At 44.9% G+C, this 21,618-nt stretch carries 15 protein-coding genes and 1 tRNA gene; 7 read left to right on the top strand and 9 right to left on the bottom strand.

Annotated features, from left to right (window positions below):
* Positions 1–541 precede the first annotated feature (541 nt).
* The 5 genes from PSE7367_RS04320 to PSE7367_RS22890 form a co-directional block, all read right to left on the bottom strand.
* Positions 542–3,955, bottom strand: coding sequence for a DEAD/DEAH box helicase family protein (locus tag PSE7367_RS04320; protein ID WP_015164144.1), 3,414 nt, complete (start codon positions 3,953–3,955; stop codon positions 542–544).
* A gap of 38 nt (positions 3,956–3,993) precedes the next feature.
* On the bottom strand, positions 3,994–5,187 hold the full coding sequence (locus tag PSE7367_RS04325) for a restriction endonuclease subunit S (protein WP_015164145.1): 1,194 nt from the start codon (positions 5,185–5,187) through the stop codon (positions 3,994–3,996).
* Positions 5,184–6,668, bottom strand: a complete 1,485-nt coding sequence (locus tag PSE7367_RS04330; RefSeq protein ID WP_015164146.1) for a type I restriction-modification system subunit M — start codon at positions 6,666–6,668, stop codon at positions 5,184–5,186. Before PSE7367_RS04330 ends, PSE7367_RS04325 begins: the two co-directional genes overlap by 4 nt.
* A 196-nt stretch (positions 6,669–6,864) precedes the next feature.
* Positions 6,865–9,834, bottom strand: a complete 2,970-nt coding sequence (locus PSE7367_RS04335; protein ID WP_051037869.1) for a UvrD-helicase domain-containing protein — start codon at positions 9,832–9,834, stop codon at positions 6,865–6,867.
* A gap of 839 nt (positions 9,835–10,673) precedes the next feature.
* Positions 10,674–10,808 carry a hypothetical protein gene (locus PSE7367_RS22890; RefSeq protein WP_264314170.1) on the bottom strand — a complete coding sequence of 45 codons (135 nt, stop codon included), beginning with the start codon at positions 10,806–10,808 and terminating at the stop codon, positions 10,674–10,676.
* A 44-nt stretch (positions 10,809–10,852) separates the two neighbouring features.
* Between PSE7367_RS22890 and PSE7367_RS04340 the strand changes: the two genes are divergently transcribed.
* The 4 genes from PSE7367_RS04340 to PSE7367_RS04355 all read left to right on the top strand — a co-directional run bounded on the left by PSE7367_RS04340 (position 10,853) and on the right by PSE7367_RS04355 (position 13,560).
* Complete coding sequence (locus PSE7367_RS04340) at positions 10,853–11,554, top strand: hypothetical protein (protein WP_015164148.1); 702 nt, start codon at positions 10,853–10,855, stop codon at positions 11,552–11,554.
* A gap of 128 nt (positions 11,555–11,682) precedes the next feature.
* Positions 11,683–12,552 (top strand): ArdC-like ssDNA-binding domain-containing protein, encoded by an 870-nt coding sequence (locus PSE7367_RS04345; protein WP_015164149.1) that lies wholly within the window; start codon positions 11,683–11,685, stop codon positions 12,550–12,552.
* Between the two features lie 204 nt (positions 12,553–12,756).
* Positions 12,757–13,011 (top strand): Rho termination factor N-terminal domain-containing protein, encoded by a 255-nt coding sequence (locus tag PSE7367_RS04350; protein WP_015164150.1) that lies wholly within the window; start codon positions 12,757–12,759, stop codon positions 13,009–13,011.
* Positions 13,012–13,089: 78 nt separating this feature from the next.
* A complete protein-coding gene (locus tag PSE7367_RS04355) occupies positions 13,090–13,560 on the top strand; it encodes a hypothetical protein (RefSeq protein WP_015164151.1) in 471 nt (156 codons plus the stop codon).
* 88 nt (positions 13,561–13,648) lie between these two features.
* Here the strand turns inward: PSE7367_RS04355 and PSE7367_RS04360 are convergent.
* The 3 genes from PSE7367_RS04360 to psbZ form a co-directional block, all read right to left on the bottom strand.
* Positions 13,649–13,720 (bottom strand) — tRNA-Gly (locus PSE7367_RS04360).
* A gap of 342 nt (positions 13,721–14,062) precedes the next feature.
* A complete protein-coding gene (ribH, locus tag PSE7367_RS04365) occupies positions 14,063–14,620 on the bottom strand; it encodes a 6,7-dimethyl-8-ribityllumazine synthase (RefSeq protein ID WP_015164152.1) in 558 nt (185 codons plus the stop codon).
* A 398-nt stretch (positions 14,621–15,018) separates the two neighbouring features.
* Positions 15,019–15,207 (bottom strand): photosystem II reaction center protein PsbZ, encoded by a 189-nt coding sequence (gene psbZ / locus PSE7367_RS21030; RefSeq protein ID WP_015164153.1) that lies wholly within the window; start codon positions 15,205–15,207, stop codon positions 15,019–15,021.
* Between the two features lie 1,036 nt (positions 15,208–16,243).
* Here psbZ and PSE7367_RS20140 point away from each other — a divergent pair.
* Positions 16,244–17,272, top strand: coding sequence for a late competence development ComFB family protein (locus tag PSE7367_RS20140; protein ID WP_015164154.1), 1,029 nt, complete (start codon positions 16,244–16,246; stop codon positions 17,270–17,272).
* A 219-nt stretch (positions 17,273–17,491) separates the two neighbouring features.
* Here the strand turns inward: PSE7367_RS20140 and PSE7367_RS20145 are convergent, their stop codons facing one another.
* Positions 17,492–17,941, bottom strand: coding sequence for a hypothetical protein (locus PSE7367_RS20145; protein WP_015164155.1), 450 nt, complete (start codon positions 17,939–17,941; stop codon positions 17,492–17,494).
* A gap of 889 nt (positions 17,942–18,830) precedes the next feature.
* Between PSE7367_RS20145 and PSE7367_RS04385 the strand changes: the two genes are divergently transcribed.
* Both PSE7367_RS04385 and atpD read left to right on the top strand, forming a co-directional pair.
* Positions 18,831–19,316, top strand: a complete 486-nt coding sequence (locus PSE7367_RS04385; RefSeq protein ID WP_015164156.1) for an allophycocyanin subunit alpha-B — start codon at positions 18,831–18,833, stop codon at positions 19,314–19,316.
* A gap of 702 nt (positions 19,317–20,018) precedes the next feature.
* Complete coding sequence (atpD, locus tag PSE7367_RS04390) at positions 20,019–21,443, top strand: F0F1 ATP synthase subunit beta (RefSeq protein ID WP_015164157.1); 1,425 nt, start codon at positions 20,019–20,021, stop codon at positions 21,441–21,443.
* Positions 21,444–21,618: the final 175 nt, after the last annotated feature.

Consider the following 21,618-nt stretch of genomic DNA (forward strand, 5'->3'; position numbering starts at 1 on the left):
CTAGGGGTAATTCAACAATACCCCTAGCGGCTGAAAACGATACTGGCTCTGGTTTCCCACAGTATGCTAGGTGTGCTAGGGGTATTTTAAGAAAACTAGGATATTCCTTAGTAGTGTGGGGTGTGTGGCCAGCGTGCAGTAAAAGTTGACGATCTTTGCCCTAGTATCCCTAGCACTTACTCGAAAGCTATGCGCAGTAAGGGATATACGCTTTTCCCACTGCCCTAGCATACCCCTAGCAGTGACCTAGCACTATGTGGGTAATTTCCCTCGCAAGCATTACTGGGCAAAAGTTCCAACATATAAATAGGCTGCTGTTTCTGCTAGGGCAGAATTCAAAACTATGCTCTAGTAGCCCACCAATTTAATTTTGATTGGTATATCCCGATCGAGCAGGGTATTGCTTAACAATCGCTACCCTTCGTAACTTCATTGGTCAGGTACTAGGGTAAATACTTTGCACAGATATTGATCACTATGGGTAGTCCCTAGAGTTGGCGTAAGATCTGATTGCCGCTTCATTAACCTGGTTGCGATCGCCCTAAGCAGTATTGTAGTCAGCATCAACTGGCTTATTGAATGAACGTACTATTTCAACAATATTATCTGCGTCGATATCAGTGCTAAACAGCCCATCCAGGCCATACTGGTGCAGGTTGGTAAATGGTGGCTCATATAGCTGCGCTGGGTCCATTACCCCATGCTGGGTTAAGTAATCGATGATAGTTTCGACGAAGCGGATCTGAGCTGCGCTGAAGTTACCAGTTTGTAAGTAACGTGAGAAAGCTTGCTTAGCTGCACTGCGATCCAGACCAACTAACTTACGAATAAATAGCTTGAGGCTCCGCTCTTCGCCATAAACTTCATTAAACCGCTCCTGGCTTTCAATCACCTCTGGCTTGAATAGCATATCTTCGAGGGCGGCTAGATCGGCCTCAGTGAGGGGTAAATTGCGCTTAATCTTGGCGATCGCCGTGTGGTTATCATTTTCTCTGATATAGGTTTCAACCTTCTTCTTATACTGTTCTCGGCTAAACCCAGTTGATTTGGTAGGCACGTCTACCAGTTCAACCTCGCCCATCTGATCAGCAAAATCGGTGTAGACAATCTCCTGCTGTTGCTTGTCGATAAATTTGATCAGTTCCCGCAGGTTTAACCTAACCTGTTCGATCATCGGTGGGGTAACATCGATCCACCATGATTCATTTTGAACTTCGGTAATTAAGGCTAATTGTGTCTTAACCATAGGTATATCCCGCTTTTGTTCGAGCCGAGCCAGGAGATCGCGGATCTTGTCACGGAGCCGCTCGAAATCGTTGGTCTGGTTAATCAGTGCCAGTTGAGTTCGCAAGCAAAGTAGATCGAATTCCTTGGCTAGGTGGTTTTCACTGGGTAGGCCATTGGGCAACTTGGCCAGGCGATCGACTATTATTTCGGTATCTTCATCGCTGAGGTTATTCCAGCGATCGCGGTTGGCAAACTCTTCTACATACTCTAACTGGCGGCGCACCATAAAGTTATGCTGGGGCATGGAATCAACATGCAGGTGCAAGTCATTAAGCAGGTTCTCGCGTAGTTCCTGGTTGCCGGGGATTGGATCGCCATTTGCATCAGTCTGGCTTAGCAGTTGAGCTAGTGCTAACCTTTGTTTAACCAGCTTAGTAGTAAGGGTTTCCGGCAATCGCTGCTGTTTGTCGGCAATGTCCTGGTTGAAGAAGTCGAAATTGCCACAAAGGTCAAATACAAAAAACTCAGTTTTATTCCTGTTAACCCCAAATAGATCGGGGCAGAGGCGAGTACCCCGACCGATCATCTGGTTGAATTTGACCCGCGAATATACAGGCTTGAAAAATACCAGGTTAACTACTTCCGGCACATCCACGCCAGTATCAAGCATATCGACTGAGACAGCGATCGTCGGTTGCTTTTTGGAATCGCTGAATTCATCTAATAAGCTCTGGGCATATTTATCATGACTATCGATAATTCGGGCAAATTCCCCATTGTAGTGGGGGTAGTTGGCATCAAAACAATCCACAATAAACTCGGCATGTCTATGGTTGCGGGCAAAAATAATTGTCTTGCCAAGCCGATCGCCACCTTCCACCTTTAGCCCCTGCTCCATTAATAGCTCCAGGGCTTGCTCGACCGTGTTTTTATTAAATAGCCACTGATTGATTGCAGCGGCATTGACCTGATCGGGGACTTCGCCCGTATCTTCATCGCGGAATTTGGCTTCATACTCTAGTTGCTCCGCTGGCGAGAGGTCGCTGAATTTAACGCCAGAGCGCAGAAATTTAAACGGTACGTCCACACCCAGAGCAGGCACCAGGTAACCATCAGCGATCGCATCACCCAGTTCATAGGCAAAGGTGGGTACACCCTGTTCCAGGGCAAATACTTCATAGGTGTCCCGATCGACCTCATCCCTGGGCGTGGCAGTCAGGCCAATCAGCAGGGCATCGAAATATTCAAACAGGGCTTTGTATTTCTGATATATCGATCGGTGGGCTTCATCAACAATCACCAGATCGAAATAGCCAGAGCCAAACAATCGCTCGCCCCCTTCAATCCGATCGATCGCATTGAACATGCTCGGATAGGTAGCTAAAATGACGTTAGCGGCCTCAATATCAGCTCTGTTAGTCTTTTTAAGGGTAGTGGCGGTAACGGTGGGTAGATGCCTTCTAAAGGCGCGTTTGGCCTGGGTGATCAGGGAATTACGATCGGCCAGGAATAGCACCCGTTTGACCCAGTTGGCACGTTTGAGCAAATCGACCAGGGCGATCGCGGTGCGGGTTTTGCCTGTGCCAGTGGCCATTACCAGCAGGGCTTTACGCATTTTCTTTACGTCGAAGCTCTTGGCAATACTGCTGATCGCTTCCTTTTGGTAGCTGCGGTTAATGATCTCATCATTGGTTTGCAGCAGGTGCAGGCGCTTGCGGTGGGTGCGGCGAAAAATAATCGATTCTAATTCTTCCTGGCGCAGGAACCCCTGGATCTGACGGGGTGGGTAGCTTTTGTCGTCCCAGATATAGGTGCTATAGCCATTGGTATAAAACATCACCGGACGCTGATCATATTTAGCCTCCAGGCAATTGGCATAGAGCTTTACCTGCTGCTTGCCTCGATCGGGGCTATGGGTAGTGCGCTTGGCTTCGATCACAGCCAGGGGTTTACCATTGTCGCCCCACAGCACATAGTCGGCGTAACCCTTCCCTGTTTCGTTGGGCATACCTTCTAGTTCGACTTCGCGGTTTTCGTCGGTCAGCAGCCAACCTGCTTCTTTCAGCAACACATCGATCAAATAGACGCGGGTGTCGGCTTCGTTATAGTCATGAACATCAGCGATCGCCTGATTTTGCGCCTTGAGCCTGGCAATTTCCGCCTTTACTCTTTCTAACTCCGCTTCGGTTTGTTGCTGCCGCTGCTCGGCGATCTGCCGCATGCGCTCGGTCTGATCCAGTTGTTGCTCTAGTTGCTCTAGCTGTTGCTGGCTCAGTTCATCCACCCCGGTGGCAGTGGGCTGAGGAATCAGATCCCGATTAAACTTAATCTCGCCCAGTTGCCTGCCATTCTCACCATAGTACCGACCAAGCCAGTAGGAAAAATGAAACAACTCCTGCACCAGTTGCAACGCATCCCGCTCGCCCACATTGCGCGGGTCATGCACCGCCATATTACCCACCTTCAGGATTGTGCGTACCTTGGCAAACAAATCTTGAGAAAGGTTATTCTTAAACGTCGGCTCATGCACCAAAGACCCCAACCTGGTCTCATAGGGCATTTGCAAATAGGGATCATTGGCATATAACCACAAAACCGCCTGCTCCAGGGCAAACCGCGCATAGAAACAACTCGCCCTTGGCGCGGCAAAAACCAACTCCTCCGCCTTGGTGAAGTGATCGTATAGCTTGGGGAAACTGGGTTTGAGAAAGTCAAAGTTAGATGCCATGGGTTGCTTCCTTGTTGTCTTTGCTTGCTTTGGGGTTGCTATAGTTCGCCTCGGAAGGCTCTTTGGAGGAGGGAGTTAAATAGTTCCTGTAGTTTTATATTAGAAAGAATTGCCTTATTATTGAGCTGCTTCTGATTTTCACAAAGTATTTTCCATCGATTCTGATAATTTAATGGAGGAAGAATTACAGATAATTCACGAATATTAGTTAAGCTAAGATTGGCTCTAGCGGATTCTACTGCTTGCCCTAAAAGTGATTTCTGAATAGACTGATTCAAAAGTTGATTTAAAAGAAAAACAGGTTTGCAAACTTCTCTATTGAGAGACACCACTGCAACTGCTTGGTTGATATTGGCGGGAACGACTTCACTAGGAACTAAGCATGTTCTACCTACAGATGCACCCACGAGATTTATTAAGATGTCATCTGGAGAAAGTTTTGAACGTTTCAGTTTGTCATGAAATTCCTGAGAAACGAATTTTGGGCTTGAAATATCAATTTGCCCCCAAAGCACATTTTCACTTGTTACAAAATTAACACCTTCTAATTCATAACTATATCCTTGCCACTTGGGTGATTCGCCTTTGGTTATCCTAGATGCAATTGCACCAATCTGAACTACTTCCCAGCCTTTAGGATTAGTAACCGGATCGCCGAACATATCGAGGAAAGCCGATCGCAACAGTTCCTCAGTCAGGGCGATCGCTTCCTTCCGCTTCCGCCGCACTGCATCAGCCTGGTCAAGGATCGCGGCTATTCGTTTTTGTTCTTCGATCGGTGGTAATGGTGCTTTTAGATTTTTTATACAGCCCAGACTAAGATTAGAAATTGTTGCAGTAACTTTTGAGCCTGATATCTGTTCTGATGCATCTCTTGAGTTTAGCCAGTAACTGAAGTAGAACGGATCAACATTCTCTTCAAGCCTTATAATGGCAACAGCTTGATTACAGTTCATAGAGGTAATATCAGGTGGAACTACAGCAGTTCGCCCGATTGTCCCAGCGATTGAAATTAATACATCTCTGGGTCTAATCCTAGAACGTGACAGTGCCTTATCTGTATTGGCATCAATATAGAGAATATCGCTAGTATCTAGCATTCCCTCTTGGATATTATTGACTCTTAAGAACGGTATTCCAGAATCTGTAAACTTGTACCCTATTGATGTTGGCGTAGTACCTTTTGTTACTGTTTCAGCAATAGAGCCAACTGTTACGCGTTGCCATTTCATCGCAGTAACCCCTCCAACACATCCAAATCCCCACGAATCTCATCCTCCAGGCTTCGCAGCTTCTGCAAAATCACCCTCGGCGGGTCATACTCCACCTCCTCATACTCAATCTCCTTATACCGACTAATGGAAAGATCATACCCATTCGCCTTAATCTCCTCCCTCGGTACAAAAAAAGCCCGATCCTTGCGATCAGTATCCTTCGCCGCATCCCGCGCCTGCCACCGCGCCAGAATGTCAGGAATGTCATTTTCTTCGATCGATTGCCGCTTATCATCCAACGAAAACCCATCCGCCTGCATATCATAAAACCAGACAAAATCAGTGCCGCCCGACTTCACCCCCACCTTAGTAAACAAAACGATCGCCGTCGAAACCCCCGCATAGGGCTTAAACACCCCCGAAGGCATCGCAATCACCCCATCCAGCTTATGCTCCTCCACCAGCGATTTACGCATACCCTGATGCGCCTTAGACGACCCGAACAACACCCCATCAGGCACGATCGCCGCCGCCCGTCCCCCCTTCTTCAGCAGCCGCAGGAATAAAGCAATAAACAATAACTCAGTCTTCGTCGTCTTGATCATTTGGGTTAGGTCTTTGGCGATCGTAGACTTCTCGATCGACCCCTTAAACGGTGGATTAGCCAGCACCAGCGTAAACGCCTCCTCCACCCCCGCATGATCCTCCGATAACGAATCCCGCGCCTCGATCTTGGGCGATTCGATCCCATGCAGCATCAAATTCATACTGCCAATCCGCAGCATAGTCGCATCGAAGTCGAACCCGTGAAACATCTCCGATTGATAATGCTCCAGATTCCCCGGCGCATTGATCACCTGGTTACCATCTTCATCCTTGAGATCGCGCAAATATTCCGCCGCCGCCACCAGAAAGCCAGCCGTACCACAGGCTGGATCGCAAATTAAATCCATTGGCTTAGGAGCCGTTAAATCCACCATCAGCTTAATAATGTGCCTGGGTGTCCTAAACTGCCCATTCGTCCCCGCCGTGCTCAGCTTCGATAGCATGTACTCATACAGATCGCCTTTGGTGTCCCGATCCTCCATCGGGATATTGTCGATCTGATGCACCACACTATCCAGCAATGCCGCCGACGGGATCATAAATACTGCATCCTGCATGTGCTTCGCATAGGCACTAGTGCCATCCGTGCCGCCCAATTGCTTAATAAATGGAAATGCCTCATCCCGCACGATCGCCAGCATCGCCTCAGCATCATTCAGGTTCTTGAAATGTGACCAGCGGCATTGCTGCTTGTCCGCCGGAAACATCGCATCCTTAACACCACCACCCAACCGTTGCGCCCGCTTCTCCTTCACCAACTCCAGGTCGTCCAGCCGCTTAATAAATAGCAAATATGAGATCTGCTCGATCACCGACAGCGGGTTGCTGATCCCATTATTCCAAAACGAAGTCCAGAGGCGATCGACCTTGGACTTAAGCTCACCTGTTATCATTTATTAACCTATCGATCGTTATGTAATTTTCACTTATCGATTGCCATCATAATATCACCAGCCGTTAACCTGGTTGACTGAGTATCTATTACTAGTGATTAAATTTTGCCTTATCGATCGATATACCGATCCGAAAATATCTAACGGCTCAAAATATCAGAACGGTAGATCATCTCATTCTGTTGAATGTTCAACCTTAGATGTTTTTGTAGTAGGCTGGCGCTTTCTTTAATTTGCCATCTGTAACAATGTAAGCTTCAATAACATTTTCATGGTTATCAAGAAATTGGATCTCAACTCCATCTACTGTCTCCAACCAGCTATATTTATCCAAAAAACCAGGTATCGAAAAATCTGAAGTAAAGTAAGTGCGCCGCCACTGTTTAGCCCGATCGTTCCATTCGTAATGCTCAGCTTTCAGCAAATCTTTTACGAATAATACACCATCATTGTCTTTATCATCCTGATTGCCTACTCTTACTTCAGTACACGAAAAAAGTGGATATTCCGACCAGTCAATTTCAGTAATTGAGTCACGCCCTAGCAACTCAGTAAGGAAAGGGGACTGTTTACTTGAATCAGTAATAATGAATAAATGCTCTACCGCCCGGGTTAGCGCCACATAGAAGAGACGACGCTCATCTTCAATTACCTTCTCTAAACTGTCGCCAAAAATACGGCTGAAGATCCAATTAGGGTGGATTAATGGGTAAGACTTTGCAACGCAATCGATCAAAATTACTATATCATTCTGAGCACCTTTATATTTATGAATGGTTGAGGCGGATATCATATTCCTGCGATCTTCCGGTAGCTTTAAGCGGATTAAATACAAAAAAGAATCAAGTTTGTTGCTAGACTTTAATTCCCAGCTCAATCTATTTGTGCGGCTGAGTAGAGTAACCTTCTTATTTTGATCGATAGCTTTACCAACTATCCTTAATATCGATTGGGTGAATTCGTCTCCCGCTCTAAATTTCTCAGACTCCCCGGTAGAAGGCTTAAATTTAGACAAGTCTACAATCTCAACTTTTCCTACTTCTTGCTTATTGGCTCTGGCTGGCTCCCCTTTACCTTGCATCAATTTATTGCCGATATCGACAATACTTTCGTGTGAGCGGTAATTAGTTGATATGTGGAGCTGTTGCGACGGTTCGAACAACTCAGTAAATTTCTTATAGAATTCGAGATCGGAACCTGCGAAACCATTAATAGCTTGCCAATCATCACCCACGCAGAAGAATTCAACTTCAGGATTATGTTTCCTTATAGCAATGGTCAAACGATAAAAAAGATCGGAAAAGTCCTGATACTCATCAATGAATATATACCTGAGTTTCTTTAGATCCCGCGAACCAGATTTGCTCTCGAATACTGTCTGACCTGAGTCTATTTTCTCCGCAGCTCGCTGCATTAGTCCGTCGAAATCTTCTTCACCTTGCTCTTTAATCGCTTCTAAATAAGACTCATAAAATACTTTGCCCAGGTGAATAAAGCGCTCCTCTGCCTCAGTTTCACATTTGTGCTGATAAATCAAATCGTTCAATTGATCCGGCGTGTATGTTAACTTCCTGGATCGCTTAATGAAGTCGCCCATAGCTTTGGTAAATTTATCTATGGCTCGTTTTTTTATTTTTTTCCAAATCTCATCTTCAGTTAAGCAGTCATTACAAGCTATTCCGGCACCTTCAAGTAATGACTTAAGCCAATCTCGAAAAGCTTGGACATTCCCAGCCCTCAATAAGTCTGGATTAAGTTCTAATAGTTGCCAGTCAGTCTTACCCTGCCAGTATTCTCTTTTTCTATCCGACATCGCATCATAGTCGGGATTACCTTGTAAGCCAAAATATTCGATTACAATACCCTTATTTGTAAGGGTAAAATCAGGGCAGTAACTAGTGTCACCCCTGTCACCCCGAGTATGGTTATGTTCATATTTATACCCAATATTATGTTCAAATAAGAAATTCGCAATAGTCTTCTCGCCAAAAGACTTGTAGTTTGTACCATCCCATCCCAGGCAGGGCAATGAGCGACGGTATCGCAACATTTCATCTTTGCTCATTAGATAGCCGCCAGAAATTATGCGTTCCCAGTCAGAATTGAAGCGGGTCATCATTATGCGGCGAATTTCTTCATAGTATTCAGAATCTTTTAAATATCTATCTATGACTTCCTGGATAGCTCGACTTTGTTTCTCATCGGCATCAGGGATGTCATATATTAGACTTTCTCTGGGGTTAACAATCCGATAAGCTAAAGAATGAAAGGTCATTGGATGAGAGCTGTTTGACTCTAGATGCTTATCTAGGCGCTTTTTAATTTCTCTAGCTGCTTCTTTATTAAAAGCTAACAGCAATATCTCATCGGCCGAGATTCCGCAGTGCTTTTGTAAGAAGATCGCCCTATTGACTAGCGTTGCTGTTTTACCACTGCCAGCCCGCGCGACCACTTGTATATGGCCTTCGACAGCCCCAATAGCTCGAGCCTGCTCTAAGTCGGGCGTATTGGGCTTATCCGACTTCAAATTAGTTGCAATCCACTTTTGAACAAAGATCGACTTTCTCTCCTGGTATTCGTCCTCACCTATAATCCCAGCGCATTTGAGGTTATAGAAAAAGTCAGCACTACTGAAATCTTGGTCAAAGATATACTTTAAGTCTTCAAACAAAGGTTTACTTAATCGTTCAACTTCTTCGCGCCGACGTATATTTTCAAGCTCCTGCTTATGAGACGATATTGCTATATTAATTTTCTTTATTTCTGACAAATTCAGGGGCGGGAAGAACTCTATAAAGGACTGAATGAAAGATTCAATATTGTACTCTTTCCTAATACGTCTACTGCGACCATTCTCTGGGTTGATCAACCTATAACCCATAAAATCTACTCTAATTGAGACAAGTAAATTACATAAATAATTTATAGACACAACTCTGCCTTTCTCAAGGTTTCCGCTTGCAACTATTTTGTTCGTTTTCGTATCAATTAGTTTTATCCTGTTCTTGGGGAAGTAATTTTCTTTTACATTTAAGATAACTTCCCTGCCCTTCATAAGTTCCCAAAGGCTATCAATTCCATAAATAGCTTCATAAAAATCTTTAATACTATTTATGTGGTTTCCTATAAATTCCATCTCTAAGACAATCTTATCTAATATATTCAAGCAATCCTCTACTCTGGCGAAATAGCAATAACATGCCCAAGCGGATAACAACGCTATTATTTATTACACAATAATATATTAGGATAAATACATAAGTGCCATTTCAAGAAGATTAGAAAAGTGGCTGAAAATTAGCAGATTTGAGGGGGATCGTGCCGCATAACTACCACAAAACTCACAAAAACTGGCGATCGGCGGCAACCCAAACCCATACATAGAAACACTTTAGCTCAAATGTTAAACGCTTCAGGGGATATCCTAGGATAGAAACTACATCTGACTCTCAGATCTAAACCAACCCCACCCGATCGCCGCTACAAGCAAGAAACATATATTTACCATAGACCCAAGCAACTCATATCACTTTTAGCTATAGAGTCTTATCTATGAACAAGCCTGGGTATATAGAATTGAATGCATAGCATAGACTTAAATCTATGATTATAGATATTATTAATAGCTATAGTCTATTTTGTATGGTTGCTGATTGCCGCACAGACTGCTGGTAAAGCTTTGTACTGATTAAACTGCTGCGTTCTCATCATCAAAGCTGCTTTTTGTGCAATTTGGTCGGTCTCTAAAAATTCATATTCTGGGCGATCGGCATTCTATTTTTTTGAAAAATGTGGGAGGGGTGACTTCCCCCACTAGAGTTCAGATTCCTAAAAACAAAAAAGCCCTACCCCCGCTTATTTGAGCCTGAGCAGGTCGTAATTGGATTTTGACTATAGCTAGCTCTATACCTGTTCTAGCGATTCAAGCAGGTTTTAGGCGTGATCGCCGCCAAAAGTGGTAACCGGATCACCTGTTAACTGAATCTATTTATAGTTGCAATCGGATTAAATTCTAGTTGCGATGAAGCGATCATGATGTGCTGAGTCTGTCTTGGCGATCGCCCCTGATTTGATGCGAATATTTTGCTTAAATATGCCTTCGGCTTGATGAAAAGTAAGTGCAATGAGTAAGACTTGCATGACTACTCACTGCACTCAAATTATTAATTCATCAGGAGTGTAGCATGTATATCAAATCAATTCCATCGGGCTCAGAGGTCAAAATTCTCAAGACCGTCGAGCATCACATCAGCTTCAATCTGACAACCACAGGCCGGGTGGCGATCATGTATCAGACCCGCACCAGCAAGGATCGCCGCAATGGCAAGGTCAGGCATATCAACATTACCCCCAGAGCTGGCTACTTTGGTTTCCGCACCCGCACCGATGCCGATCAGTTCTGTCGGGCTGTCAGTTCCAAGTATGGGGCAATCTGCCAGGTCAGATCGCCAAAACGTTTATCTGGCTATGAATATGAGGCCAAGGTACAGAACTTTGCCTCTGGTGATACCACTCTGGAAGTCCTGGCTCAAACAATGGCAGAACGCCAGGATGCCCGTGAGTTGAATCCACCTGAGCCTGAGCCTACTAGCTCAAACTGTGGCTATACCAATGTGGTAATCCGTATCCAGACGATCGAACCCTACTTCGAAGAGATGTTGGATGAATTTGTCCACGAAATTCAGGATGTGACAGTCAGAGTCCCATTGAATGATCGGGGTCAACTTACTAAGGATTCAATCAATGAGGCGATCGAGCAACACTATCCAGGTTGGCAGCGCTATGTCATGTCGGAGGCTGAACGCGAGGCAATCGAGGCAGAGGCTTATGCAGATTATCTGGATAGCCGTGAGGAGATTCGGCAGAGTCTTGCACCAAGTCTGTAAGCACCGATCGCCAATCGCTGGCTAATCAACAAATCAATCCACAACCATACATCACCCCTGGGTTAAGACCTGGGGGTTTTTCTTTTGCACTTCATCGACACATTAACTGAATCCAAGGAGAAATAAATATGGCACGCACCAAGTTTGCACCCAACCCAGAAGTAGCCAAACAGAAGCAAGCTGATGCATTGACTAAGCTTGAGCTGGGTATCCAGGAGTTGCTTGAATCTGGTGATTGGCAGAAATACTTGCGCACCCAGTCCAGATTTCACAATTACTCGTTCAATAACTGCATGTTGATTATGGCGCAGTGCCCACATGCGACCCGGGTGGCCGGGTTTCATACCTGGAAGTCAATGAACCGCAGAGTCAGGAAGGGTGAGAAGGGTATTCGCATCCTGGCACCGATCATCCGTAAGCTTGATGATGAAATTGGCGATCCTGATGCCAGCACCAGGGCTTTAGTTGGCTTCAGGACTGTTTCGGTATTCGATATTTCGCAGACTGAAGGCGAAGATTTACCTGAGGTTGAAACATCGCTGGCTGGTGGTGACGCTGGGCTGTGGGAGGCATTGGAGTTGTTCAGTATCGATAATGGTGTACCGGTTTACCTGGAGGCCAGTTTGAGCGGTGCCAGAGGTTATTGCCAGTATGACGACACTGGTAAGCCGATCAAGATCGCCGTTGACCCTACATTGTCAGCACTGCATAAAGCCAAGACATTGGCTCACGAGATTGGTCATAGTTTGCTGCATAGTTGCACTGAATATCTGGGGCATTCAACTAGGTCTGAAAAAGAGTTGGAGGCTGAGTCAGTCGCTTTTGTGGTGCTTGACCATTTTGGTCTAGATACCAGCAATTACAGCTTTAGCTACATTTGCTCCTGGCAGCAGGGTAAGGATGCGATCGCTAACCTGAAAGCTTCGGGTCAGCGCATCCAGCAGGCGGCTAGCCAGATCATTGATTGGGTTGAAGGCAGTTTTGCGACAGGGGCGTAGTGCAGTTTGGTAGCTACGCCCGTATGGGCGTATGGGCAAAGGGGAATGAATCTAGCTGCTGAATTTAATTCCTTAGATTGCTTTATCGGTTGAAGGCTATAGCTTACCCGAATTAGCCAGCATAAGCCTCCTTGGCATTGGTCAAGGAGGTATTTATTTTCTCTGTTCAACTTGTTTATTTAATCTATTTATCGGAGGTCTAATATGTCTGAAATCAAGCATTATAGAGAGTTTCTGCTCAATCAAGAGCGTGAAGTATTCCTTGCTGGGATGCGTGGGCAGATCCCACTAGAGCAGGCAATGCATCAACTTGCTGAGACCAAATCTGCTCTGGCATCACTACGCGATCGCCTGGTGATGCTCAATATCAGGCAACTCAAGCAGCTTGCTGTGGGTAGTGGCATCCGCTATTACTCTAGGTTGCGTAAGGCCGAGCTGATCGAGGCTTTAGCTGGCTAATTATGACTTTTAATTACATGTACATATATCAAGCTCCTGCATTTCCTGTGGGAGCTTTGTTTTATTCAGGAGGCAAATATGTCTAATTCTACTCAGATCGTTCAGGCTGTCTGTAAATATCCAACAGGGCAGCCCAGGCAGGGTAAGTATGGTGAATATATCTCTGCTCTATTTACTGCCCCAGAATGCGGCGATGTCCGAATCTTTGGCAATCCCGATGATGATTTGCTCAAATCAATCAAGAAAGGGCAGATGGTCTGGTTGGTTGATAATAACCGAGGTGGCTATAAATTGGCCGCTGCGCCTGCAATTAATTCAACCAATAGTAATAATGGCAATGGCGATCGTTCAGCTCAGCCACGATCCCCTGAACAGTCAGAGAATCGTAAGGGTCAGATTCTAGCTTATATTCAATCCCACACCCGGTTATTCAAAACCTGCTACCTCAGAGCCAGTGAGGAGATGGCTGAGTTTGTCTTGGATGAAGATAACTTACGCTGTATTGCTACAACGATCTATATCCAGACTCAGCGTAAATTTGATTTGTAGCAATTTCAACAGGTAAACTAGAACCTGTATTGGCTGATAATTGGTACGGAATTGGTACGGTTTGCTTAGCTAATTAGTCTAGACTCAAAGCGGATGAAGAGATTCGAACTCTCGACATTCTCCTTGGCAAGGAGACGCTCTACCACTGAGCTACATCCGCATGTTGATTAATTTGTTTTGCTTGCTCTTAATTTGAGCTTTACCATGATGCCAAACTTAGACAGCTTAGTCAACCTCTAATTTAAAGTTTTTGCTAGGGATGGCTCTCGAATGTTGCCTAGCATGGGTTGGTTTAAGCAAACAAATCGCTAAGGTCACAATGGAGTCTTGAGGTGAGCCCAGGAATGATCAAAATGATCAACCAGGGAGCATAAATATCTGCGCAGCTCCAGATTGGCAACTACTAGAATAAGCCGATCGCCTTGAGCCAGATCCTAGCAAAGGAGCGATCGCAATTATTTAGTTACCCACAGAGCAGCAGTTTGAATAGTTTGAGTCTAACCTAGCCAGGATCAGCAGTTTTAGCCGGTGCGATCGCAGTCATGCGGTCACCTGGCAGCGCAAACCCAATCCCATTATCCGATTGCCGCAATTGTTGCATCAGGCTAGCCATCTCCAGCGCATTCATACCAAACTCCCAGCCCTTGTTACTTTTGATCCCAGCTCGTTCCAGGGCTTGCTGCATGGTATCGGCCGTGATGATCCCGAAAATGATCGGTACACCAGTTTGAAACGCCGCCGCCGCGATCCCCTTTGCTGCCTCACCAGCCACATAATCGAAGTGGGGAGTTTGGCCGCGAATTACTGCACCCAGACAAATTACCGCATCATAGTTACCAGTGGCGGCAAGCTGTCTAGCGATCATCGGTGTCTCAAAACTCCCCGGCACCAGCACATAATCAACCTGGCCATCAATTTCCGATACATTAATGCCATGGCGCTGCAAAGCATCCTTACAGCCCTGCATCAGCTTAGACATAATCAGATCGTTGAACCGACCAGATACGATCGCAAACTTGAGATGCTCAGTATGGGTAAAATTGCCTTCAAAAACGGCCATTAATTTTTAATCTTGGATGTGAAAAACAATAGGGTAAAGCGATCAGACACAATATTCACACAATAGTCGTAGCAAAGCGTTGTCATTATTTAGCCAAAGTACCCAACCAGACAATTAGGTAATTAGGTCGATCGAGAGATCAACTGCTCGCACGGCTTTTAGCGTAAGGCTATGGAGAACGTATAAGACAAATAAGCAAATAAAAGGAGAAGCTTGTCGCTACTCCCACATAACTTCAGTAACTGACACAAACACATGAACAGTTAATCCAGACTTAAGTCTAGATCGATTCAAAAGCAGGTCTAGTCTATTTTCAGGTTAGACCAGTAAAAGCGATCGCTGAGTTTTAAAAATTAAACTGGAGAATTAAGTTTGAGAATTAAGTTTGAGAATTAAACCTAGGTCACAAATGCATTAAATACACCGAGGACAACTACTAAAATTGCCCAGATCGCCGAACCAATATATAAAAGCGGGCGGGTTTGGTTCCAGTTCCCAGGGAGAGCGTAAGCAACTGGAACTGCCACGATCATCAGGAAGGAAAAGAACACAAAGAAGGCCAGCAAAAGTTGGAATATAACAGTCATATCTAAACTATTTCTAAAGTAATATTTTGCCTATGAAACTAAATTAGCAGAAAATGTAAACGAATGTGTCAAATAGTTATGCTAATTAATCAGAATTTGGCAAGCCACCAGGGATACCCACGGCTATTTTTAACGCGTTATACATTGGCTGGGGTCGCCGAAAATTGGAGCTAACGCTAGCTGAATTGACCAAGGATGTTAATTTCTGCCTCTGGCATGATTAATCCTGAAATTAGGCAGTGCCATGATTATTGCCGACAATCGAATAATGGGAAGAATCAATGGTAGATTTAATCACTGATTAAACGATAATATAACTTATGGTTACAACCAATGCCTATGGACTTATCATTTATATTTCATTAGGATGGTTGAAATCATGGTCTCAGTCCCAACTAATCAAAACAATCAAAAAAGTCATTAAATTTACTAGTATTTTTCTGGTATTTTATGAGGCTAATTGAGGCTAGTTAGGGTGAGTGATATGTCTATGGATTAATTCTTGCTAAACCCGATCGGCAACTAAAAGATCTGAAACTCGCATACCTCCATGCCAATTAGTCTGATCTAGATTCTGATCTAGTTAGTCTGATTTAAATATTGCGATCGCAGTTTGAGTTGACGGGTATTAGACGTTAGATCCTATGCTCCAAATAGGCTGTTTCTGGATTCTGTTTCTGGCTTCAGCAGGCAATATATTTGGATATTTGGCTTAATTGATTGCATCTAAGCATTTTGACGGTAAAAGCCAATGCTCCAGAGCTAACAAATTTGTCTGCTGTGGGTAAGATTACTTAACACAGTAGGTTATTGGCCGAGTTATTCAGGGTGACGTAGTAGGGTGATTGGTAGTTTGATAATTGAATTTGTAAGTTGTGTGTGAACCTGGGCAATAAAATAGGCAATAAATAGGCAATAAAGCAGTTTATGGGCTTAGGGTTAAGGGCTGGACTGGACATTCGCTATCGGTAGCAATTGAATTGATTGCTGAATCTAGATTTTCCGTAGCGATTGGCCGATAGTGGTAACAAATAAAATGGAAAACTGCCGCAACGCTATCGAAGAGATAGTGCTCGAAGAAATTAATACTCAATTGAATCGGCTTGGCCAGGATGCAAGGCGCAACATCAACATGGGTGAGGTAGTGGCCTATGCACTGAATCGCCTCCCACCGATGTATGCGACCACGCAAAAGGGTTGGATTCAACAGCGTAAACTAGCCCGCGATCGCCTCCAGCATCAGGTTAACAGCGCGGTGCGACAAGCTTTGATGGGGGTACGCCGCGATCCACTCCGAACTTCTGACCCACTACCACCAACGGAGCTGCAAAGCCAGGCGCGTTCTTTGCTCAAGCTACAACGCATTTTGGATCGAGATGATTTGAAATGGAAAGATGTGCCCCCTGCCGTGGCGGCGGCGATCGCTACACCAGAGGCTAGACTAATTCCACGCCAGCCAGCCAGCTTTGCCCGTCGTAGTGTGCAGGATATTAAGTCCTATTTACGGCGATCGAAATCCTATAAGCCGCGTAGTAGCGATAACAGTGTGCGGGTCTCCGAGCAAGATTTTCGGGCTAGTAGCGAAGTTCGTGAGTTTGAATCTTATATGGCAGGTGCTGTTTATAACTACAGCAATATTTTGGAAAACCTGGTTACCTCAGTGGCATTGCGCCAGATTGCCAAGCTCAACCCTGAAGTGGTCGATCAGCTAAATATGGACGATGTGGTGGCCTATGCACTCAATCGCCTGCCACCGATGTACGCTACTAGCGATCGTGGGCTCAAAAAATTACGCCAGAAAATCAAAGATGAAATGACCCATGAAATTGCCGCAGTGGTGCGTCGGGCAGTCAGTAAGATCGCCCAGGAGCCGGTGCGCCTTTTGCCACCATTACCCTTTGAGCGCTTTAATGATGAGCAGGATGAGGCCTTATCAAAGCTCCAGGAAATCCTCAAACGCAAGGATATTACCTGGCAAAATGTGGCGGATGTAATTGAAGCTGTGCTGGATAATGGCGGCCTACAAGGTCTAGATAGTCCTACTACCACCCAAATGGGGCATTAGTAGTTAGCGCAACTGCAATTCTGCGATCTCGATGATCGCCAATAAAAAAATAGGGCTCTCAGGCGCTTCTCGGTAGCGACAAGTTATAGTTTGCAAGGATGATAAGAGTTTGCCGAACTACAGCTTGAGTTAAGTTATTCGGCTATTGGGCACAGATGTATTGCCATAACCAATATATTCGCGCCGTACCGCTCAATACTATCAATACTAAATAAATACTTAATACTCGATCGTCATGCTGCTGTAGTCTGGATCATTCTTTGGATCATTATTTGCTTTATTTGACGATCGCTTCTTCGCCTGCGATTGCTTGTTATTAGTCGCCTTAGAATTATTAGCGCGATGATTACGATCAGCCTGGGTTTGCGCTGACTGATTGAGCTTGGCTTCAATTAATGCTGCCACCGCCGGGTCAACTTGCGAAAGGTCTAAATCAGTTGTGTTATTTGCGGCAGTTGTTTCCAATTGATTTAAGCCCTGGTCTAATTCCTGCAGGCGTTTAATAATTTGATCTTGACGATCGCTAATTCTGACTAGCTCCTGGTGCAAGCGTTCGCGCTCGGTGGCTAGCTGGTGCATCTGAATATAGATCGCCGAAGCAGACTTACTTGCTGGGATTGAGTGTAATTTGGGTTGAATCCGCCGCCGCCTGATTTGATTACCGCTCATTTATACTTGCTCCTAAAATTTCTAAAACTACCCAAAACCACCACCCGCAATTTACCAGAGATAAAGCATGGCTAAGTTATATATACCTAAGATCGCTTGGATTTATAAATCACTAGACCCTGGCGATCGGTTACAAAATCCTCACCCATGCTCCAGCCGAATTGATTGGCATTACCCAATTTAAGGTTAAAACTGCCGCCAAAAAAATCTCAAATCTTATCCTGCCCATGAGCAACACCATAGATTGCGATGCTCAAAGTTTGCCCCAATTGCCCCCTGATTGCCCATATTTTTAAGCATTGATGCAAATTCATTTAAATTTATCTAACCAATCAAGCTTAACTATCTTCACTACTTAACTATCTTCACTATAAGAATGTTAAATTTTAGATTAGCTGCCGATCGCTAAATTTAATTCAGCAATTTGGCCACAACCTGGCCAGTTAAATAGCTAAATCGATTCTAACTCTAGTTTCAATGGGGCACTGATATATTCTGCAACTCTTAAAGTAAACTCAACCGAATCTGGTTGGAGAGCATGGCGATCGCATCCAGCCTAATTCAGCTCAACAAAAATCAACAAACCAGAAATTTTGCCATAATCTGTCACAAAAGCACTCAGAGCAACGATTCCGAGATTTAGATAGAATTGTTAGGACGCACGATCGCCTTACCTAACTGAATCAATCGCAATGCTAGTCAATCCCCCCACCATAAGCCATAATTCAAACTAAATAATAGCCACCAATATTAGATCTAAATATTGGGATCTAAGTAAAGCCTTTAGAATCATGGCGGCAACCTTGTAGACTATTCTGTAAACTGGATAAAGATACTTTCATCCCTTAAACAAGCACTTAAAAATTTAAATTAAAGGTTACATAGTTTTATGAGCGTAGTTAGTCAGGTTTTAGTCCAAGCAGACGACGAGCTCCGATACCCCACTATCGATGAGCTAGAGAGCATCAGCAGCTTTATGCAAACCGGTGAACAGCGGTTACGCATCGCCAGCATACTAGCTGAAAGTGAAGACAAAATCGTCAAAAAGTCGAGTGCTGAGTTGTTCAAGCTGCATCCTGAATATATTTCTCCTGGTGGCAATGCCTATGGTCAAAAGCAAAGAGCCCAGTGCTTGCGTGATTTTGGCTGGTATATCCGCGTGGTGACCTACGGCGTGATTTCAGGCAGCAAGGAGCCGATCGAAAAGATTGGGATCATCGGCGCGCGTGAGATGTACAACTCCCTTGGCGTACCAATGGGTGGTATGGCCGATTCGATCCGTTGTCTGAAGAATGCGGCTTTGGATTTGATGAGCAAAGATGATGCGGAAACCGCTGCCCCCTACTTTGACTACGTGATTCAAGCCATGTCCTAGTGGCTGGTTTGCAGTAGTAATATTGCTATTTTGCTATTTCAAAACTATGTCAAATTATTCAATTGCGATCTTAGCCATTGATTCGATCGCTTTGGGCTAGTGCCTTAACTCTAGTACCACAGTAATGTTGCTGGTGTTAACGATCCTGAGGAGTTTAAGCCTTTAAGCTTGGTGCTCTAGCATTGCCGATCGAACTGTGGCATAGTAAGTGGCACATAATATGAATTATAAATTTTTTGCCTTTACTGGCTAGCTGCAGTTGCTCTCTTATGTCGAGTAGTATGTGGGGTAGCTAGCGATCGCCATTATTTTTAATCATTAAATTCAAATATTGCTTCAGAGCCTAGTTACTCAGATCTTGAGGGCTAGGTTCATTTAATTTGTTAATCTTCAATCTTTGAGATGTAATTGCAATTCTAGACAAGCTGCGATCGCCTTGCATCAGAACTAACCTGGTCGATTGCGATCTAGTAACGACGTGTCAGGCAAACACAAAAATTCAAATTCCTAAAACAAAACCGCCATAACGTCACCATTCAATGGTATTTTGAGGATTGGTTAGGCTTAGAAACTGACTCTTAATAGTAGGTAAGTTAGAAAGTTGCAGAGGCAGTATATTTCTCAACTTGCTCACAAATCTTTCCACTCTTTCCACTAGAAACGCAAATAGTATAAGTAATTAGGCTAGAGCATACAGCAAGCATGGTCACTACAGCAGAAAAAACAAACGTTGGTTACGTTACTCAAATCATTGGTCCAGTAGTAGACGTAGAATTCCCTGATGGGGACTTGCCCGAAATCTACAATGCCTTGATTGTGAGTGGCAAAAACCCTTCCGGTCAAGATGTCCATGTCACCTGTGAAGTACAACAACTCCTGGGTGACAATCGCGTCCGCTCCGTCGCTATGAGCGGCACCGATGGGATTGTGCGTGGGATGAAAGTAGACGACACTGGCTCAGCGATCAGTGTTCCGGTTGGCAAAGCAACCTTGGGGCGGATCTTCAATGTCCTGGGCGAACCGATCGATGAAATGGGCGATGTCGAAGTAGAAGATCGCTTCCCCATTCACCGTTCTTCCCCCGCCTTCACTGACCTGGAAACCAAGCCAAATACCTTTGAAACTGGGATTAAGGTGATCGATCTTTTGGCTCCCTACCGTCGTGGTGGTAAAATCGGCCTCTTTGGTGGTGCTGGCGTAGGCAAAACCGTATTGATTCAAGAATTAATCAACAACATCGCTAAAAAGCACGCTGGTGTGTCGGTCTTTGCTGGAGTGGGTGAGCGTACCCGTGAAGGTAATGACCTCTACAACGAAATGAAGGAATCCGGTGTGTTGCAATATCTGGCTCTAGTTTATGGTCAGATGAATGAGCCCCCCGGTGCCAGAATGCGGGTTGGTCTATCGGCTTTGACGATGGCTGAATATTTCCGCGATGTGGCCAAGCAAGACGTATTGCTATTTGTTGATAACATTTTCCGGTTTGTCCAAGCTGGCTCGGAAGTATCGGCGCTACTTGGCCGGATGCCTTCAGCGGTAGGATATCAGCCTACCCTGGGTACGGAAATGGGCGATCTCCAAGAGCGAATCACCAGCACAAATGATGGTTCGATCACCTCAGTTCAGGCTGTATATGTACCTGCTGATGACTTGACTGACCCAGCGCCAGCGACTACCTTTGCTCACCTGGATGCCACAACGGTGCTATCACGTGGTTTGGCTTCTAAGGGAATTTACCCAGCGGTTGACCCCCTTGACTCTACTTCGACCATGCTCCAGCCTGGCGTAGTCTCCCAGGAGCACTACGATACAGCGCGGGCAGTGCAGCAAACCCTGCAAAGATACAAAGAACTGCAAGATATTATTGCAATTCTGGGAATTGATGAACTGTCTGAAGACGATCGCTTGACTGTGGCTCGTGCCCGCAAGATCGAGAAGTTCCTGTCTCAGCCATTCTTTGTGGCGGAAATCTTTACCGGTTCACCTGGCAAGTATGTGACGATCGAAGAAAGCATCAAGGGCTTTAATATGATTCTCTCTGGTGAGCTGGATGATATCCCTGAGCAGGCTTTTTATCTGGTTGGCAACATTGATGATGTGTTTGCCAAGGCTGAAACCTTGAAGTAGAACTAATTCAGTAAAGCAGTGATCAGGAAATCAGAAGTTGCTGAGCCGAGCTAAAGTTTAGGGCGGTGTCTCTGGCTAAATCCTTAATCCTTAATCCTTAATCCTTAAGTGATGCATCTGCTGGTTATTGAGTATTTATTTAAGTAACTTATTTAAGTAGTAAAGCTGAGAATTA

The organism is Pseudanabaena sp. PCC 7367 (genome assembly GCF_000317065.1).
Classification (GTDB): Bacteria; Cyanobacteriota; Cyanobacteriia; order Pseudanabaenales; family Pseudanabaenaceae; genus Thalassoporum; species Thalassoporum mexicanum.

Coding starts and splice junctions, on each gene's coding strand:
- PSE7367_RS04330 (WP_015164146.1), bottom strand. CDS start 6,668: ATGATAACAGGTGAGCTTAAGTCCAAGGTCGATCGCCTCTGGACTTCG.
- PSE7367_RS04340 (WP_015164148.1), top strand. CDS start 10,853: ATGTATATCAAATCAATTCCATCGGGCTCAGAGGTCAAAATTCTCAAG.
- PSE7367_RS04350 (WP_015164150.1), top strand. CDS start 12,757: ATGTCTGAAATCAAGCATTATAGAGAGTTTCTGCTCAATCAAGAGCGT.
- psbZ (WP_015164153.1), bottom strand. CDS start 15,207: ATGACTGTTATATTCCAACTTTTGCTGGCCTTCTTTGTGTTCTTTTCC.
- PSE7367_RS04320 (WP_015164144.1), bottom strand. CDS start 3,955: ATGGCATCTAACTTTGACTTTCTCAAACCCAGTTTCCCCAAGCTATAC.
- PSE7367_RS04345 (WP_015164149.1), top strand. CDS start 11,683: ATGGCACGCACCAAGTTTGCACCCAACCCAGAAGTAGCCAAACAGAAG.
- PSE7367_RS22890 (WP_264314170.1), bottom strand. CDS start 10,808: ATGCAAGTCTTACTCATTGCACTTACTTTTCATCAAGCCGAAGGCATA.
- atpD (WP_015164157.1), top strand. CDS start 20,019: ATGGTCACTACAGCAGAAAAAACAAACGTTGGTTACGTTACTCAAATC.
- PSE7367_RS04325 (WP_015164145.1), bottom strand. CDS start 5,187: ATGAAATGGCAACGCGTAACAGTTGGCTCTATTGCTGAAACAGTAACA.
- PSE7367_RS04355 (WP_015164151.1), top strand. CDS start 13,090: ATGTCTAATTCTACTCAGATCGTTCAGGCTGTCTGTAAATATCCAACA.
- ribH (WP_015164152.1), bottom strand. CDS start 14,620: ATGGCCGTTTTTGAAGGCAATTTTACCCATACTGAGCATCTCAAGTTT.
- PSE7367_RS04385 (WP_015164156.1), top strand. CDS start 18,831: ATGAGCGTAGTTAGTCAGGTTTTAGTCCAAGCAGACGACGAGCTCCGA.
- PSE7367_RS20140 (WP_015164154.1), top strand. CDS start 16,244: ATGGAAAACTGCCGCAACGCTATCGAAGAGATAGTGCTCGAAGAAATT.
- PSE7367_RS20145 (WP_015164155.1), bottom strand. CDS start 17,941: ATGAGCGGTAATCAAATCAGGCGGCGGCGGATTCAACCCAAATTACAC.